Source organism: Paenibacillus sediminis, assembly GCF_017873765.1.
Classification (GTDB): Bacteria; Bacillota; Bacilli; order Paenibacillales; family Paenibacillaceae; genus Paenibacillus_AG; species Paenibacillus_AG sediminis.
Genome location: NZ_JAGGKP010000024.1, coordinates 1 through 3,499 on the forward strand (window position 1 = coordinate 1; position 3,499 = coordinate 3,499).

General features: G+C 39.9%; 6 protein-coding genes. All 6 read right to left on the reverse strand.

From position 1 onward, the window contains the following. On the reverse strand, positions 1-295 hold a 295-nt coding region (locus J2Z20_RS17725), incomplete at its 3' end, for a hypothetical protein (RefSeq protein WP_209853404.1). 33 nt (positions 296-328) lie between these two features. Next, positions 329-715 (reverse strand): hypothetical protein, encoded by a 387-nt coding sequence (locus J2Z20_RS17730; protein ID WP_209853407.1) that lies wholly within the window; start codon positions 713-715, stop codon positions 329-331. A gap of 254 nt (positions 716-969) precedes the next feature. Continuing rightward, positions 970-1,239 carry a histidine phosphatase family protein gene (locus J2Z20_RS18180; protein WP_280921790.1) on the reverse strand — a complete coding sequence of 90 codons (270 nt, stop codon included), beginning with the start codon at positions 1,237-1,239 and terminating at the stop codon, positions 970-972. Between the two features lie 83 nt (positions 1,240-1,322). Next, positions 1,323-1,502, reverse strand: coding sequence for a histidine phosphatase family protein (locus J2Z20_RS18185; protein ID WP_280921791.1), 180 nt, complete (start codon positions 1,500-1,502; stop codon positions 1,323-1,325). Positions 1,503-1,760: 258 nt separating this feature from the next. After that, complete coding sequence (locus tag J2Z20_RS17740; protein ID WP_209853409.1) at positions 1,761-2,528, reverse strand: class I SAM-dependent methyltransferase; 768 nt, start codon at positions 2,526-2,528, stop codon at positions 1,761-1,763. A gap of 256 nt (positions 2,529-2,784) precedes the next feature. Next, positions 2,785-3,222: a GNAT family N-acetyltransferase gene (locus J2Z20_RS17745; RefSeq protein ID WP_209853411.1), complete on the reverse strand. Its 438-nt coding sequence runs from the start codon at positions 3,220-3,222 to the stop codon at positions 2,785-2,787. Between the last annotated feature and the right edge of the window lie 277 nt (positions 3,223-3,499).

The following is a 3,499-nucleotide window of genomic DNA, read 5'->3' on the forward strand; positions in this document are numbered from 1 at the left end:
GCGGCTGCCACTGGTAAGCCGGCCAAGTAATTTTGTAAATCTTCGATTTACGAAGTTGCTTGGGTTCTGGATTCTCAGCCTTTATTTTGTATAACGTTGTTGTATTCACGACGCCCCACCACCTTAAGGTCACGAAGTGACCGGCCGCGATGCGGTTAGGTGGTGCGGGTGTGTCCGGCTGAATCTGCTTCCCTGCTACTGGAATCTCATCACCGAATCCACTTCTAACTCCGGCCGGACCGAGGCAGCTTGACTTCCGAAGCGTGAATATGGTGTTATGCGAAGTACTCGACATCCTGAATAGCTAAAACACTTTTTAAATCATTCTCTATTTCTTCTTATTATAGTGAATTTCAATTTTATCATTCTTGATAATTAGTTCTCTTTTACTTACTTCAATTTCATATAGTTTGTTATTTATAATAATCTGATCTTTAGATTTCCATTCATATGCTAGGTTCTTATCTATTTCATCAAAAACTTTAACTGTTTCTCCGCTCTCAATTCCTATTTCATTATGAAAATTTCTTAAATTGATATTGGAGGAAGAGATTTTTAAGTAATTAAAGTGTCCCAATAAATCGTTACTTCCTTCTTGTTGAGAAGCTTGATCTGCTTCCCAATTACCTAGGAACTGCGATTTATTATCTTTCGAACAACCTAATAACAAGGTAACCAAGATAGCTATGATTAGGAGAGTAATTAAACTCTTCATTTTTGTTTCCTCCTATTCATTTAATCGACTTTCGAGTATTTCGCATAACGTTCGTGTATTCACGACGTCCTACCACCTTAAAGGAGCGAAGCGACTGGCCGCGATGCGGTTAGGTGGTTGGATGTGTCCGGTTGCTTCCGCTTCCCCGCTACTGAAATTCTCACCCCAGAATCCGCTTCTAACTCCGGCCGGACCGAGGGACGAATGTCCCGATGCGTGAATAGGGTGTTATGTGCTGTTGCCTCTACTTCGAGTCACTTCCAAATCCGATCTATGCTGAACTTGTCATTCTCAATAATTAATTCAAAAACATCTGGGTTCTTCATTTCTTTCCATTCATTGAATCCAAATTCCTTTTTGAAATTTCTGATAATCAATGAAAGCAAGTTCCCATGCGTCACGATTACTATATTATTTGCACTGGTATCCAAAAGTTCGTTTATGACTTCAATCCCTCTATTGGCTGCTTCCGCAGTAGATTCTCCTCCAGGTAATTTAAAGTCCATATCTTCAAATGATGCCATTAACTTATCCATCCAGTCTATAAAAGCTTCTGAACTTAATACTCTTTCGGATAGTCTTGAATCTATTCTAATTGGTATATCTGTTAGAACGGTTTTATTGAATGGATTGCCCTTAAAAAGGGGCTCGAAATAATCAAATCAATTGGCTTATCAATGAGAAAATTAGAAAGAGCTTCTGCTTGTAATTCACCCTCTAAAGTGAGATCTGCATCCGGCTCTTGACCTTTAGCTTTACAATGTCTAATGAGATATAGAGTCTTCATAAACATCTCCTTATAACAGCACTTAGGCAATTGCACATAACGTTCTCAGTATTCACGACGCCCCACCACCTTAAGTCCCGAAGGGACGGCCGCAAAGCGGTTAGGTGGTGCGGGTGTGTCCGGCTGAATATGCTTCCTTGCTACAGAAATGCTACGTCGAATCCTCTTCTAACTTCTGCCGGACCGAGGGGCGAATGCCCCGAAGCGTGAATATGGTGTTATATGATGCTGCTGCCTTCTTCGAATCTTCTCAAAAATTCATAATTTCTCTGCAATCCATATGATTCTATGATATGTTCTTCTGATTCCTTTATTTGTATGGTACTCTGTTTCAATTGTTCTTAATAAAGGCAAATCGCTTTCAATATTAAAGTCATCAATTATTGGGGTTGATGATAGTAATAAAGCTACATCTTCAATTGATGGATAATATGCATCGCAGAAATATTCATGTATTTGGCTAATCTTTATTTCAGAATTTAATTCAAGCCTATTCCTTATCTCCAAATATCTTGATTTGCTTTTGTTTAAGTATCCTTGTCCTCTATTAAATACATCTTTAAATTCAATTGCATCACGCTCTCCTATAGTTATTTCAATTATCTTACCCATTGGCTTTGTAACCCTAATAGCCTCTTCTAAAAAGACGGGCTCACTTACTGGACCACGACGACTTATAACTAAATCAAATGAATTATCAGAAAACGGCATTTCTTTGGCGTCACAGACAATAAACTCCAGGTTAGGAGCCTTTGTTGATTTCTTTGCTGCTTCAATCATTACAGGAGATAAGTCAATTGCTGTTACCCGACTTGCAAACGATGAAAGGTCGATAGCGAATCTGCCATCGGCGCAACCAACATCCAATGTATTCGGGTGATCTCTTAACAAATCCTTTACTAGATTTGTAAACTCTACTTCTCCGTTAAGACCTACAAAGTTGACTTTGTAATTACCTTGATAGCCATTCAACCTTAGGGCGAGTTCATTCCACCATTCAATATCATTTGAATTTTGAATTGTCATCTATTGATTCTCCCTCAAATATCAATGTCTTGCAGCAGTTTCATATAACGTTGTTGTATTCACGACGCCCCACCACCTTAAGCCACGAAGTGGCGGCCGCGATGCGGTTAGGTGGTGCGGGTGTGTCCGGCTGAAATACTTCTACGCTGCTGAAATGCCTCGTCGAATCCACATCGGACTTCTGCCGGACCGAGGGCCGGATGGCCCAAAGCGTGAATATTGTGTTAGGTGAAGTTACTGACTTCTTGATCGACTGTCAAATATTTATTTTCTTTATAAATCTATATCCCGTAATTTCAAAACCGTACTTCTTATAAAATTCATGCGCCTTTAATCGTTCTTGTTTGATTCCACTTGTAAGATATAAAACACTAGAGCCGTTTTGTACTGCCCAGTCTTCAATAAATTTTATTAATGCACTTCCAACTCCCTGTCCTTGAAAATCACTTTTGGTTACTAACGATGATATTTGAGTTACTAGATCATCTGTTTCATAGTTTAGTAGTTGGCGAATCCCAATCATTCCAGTAACCGCTTCATTAATGGTTGCAACAAACGTTAAGTAACTTGGATTTGATTCTATTAGTTCCATTCTTCTTCCCATCACTTCAATAGAGACCGGGTATCCTAAATCATTCATTAAGTCAGCCAACGACTCTAAATCCGATGGATTATATTTACGAATGTTTATCATCTTTGCCCTCCAGTCTCTTGAACTTTAAAATCACTTCAGTAATTTCACCTAACGTTCTCGTATTCACGACGCCCCACCACCTTAAGTCCCGAAGGGACGGCCGCGATGCGGTTAGGTGGTGGGGGTGTGTTCGCCTGAATTAACCTGCGGCACTTTCTACTTCGGGCGAACCGAGGCAGCTCGTCTGCCGAAGCGTGAATATTATGTTATCTGCTGTTCGTGTCTTCCTCGATCTTCTTACAAACTCGCTCTTATTTGTTCTACCTTGGTACTCTAA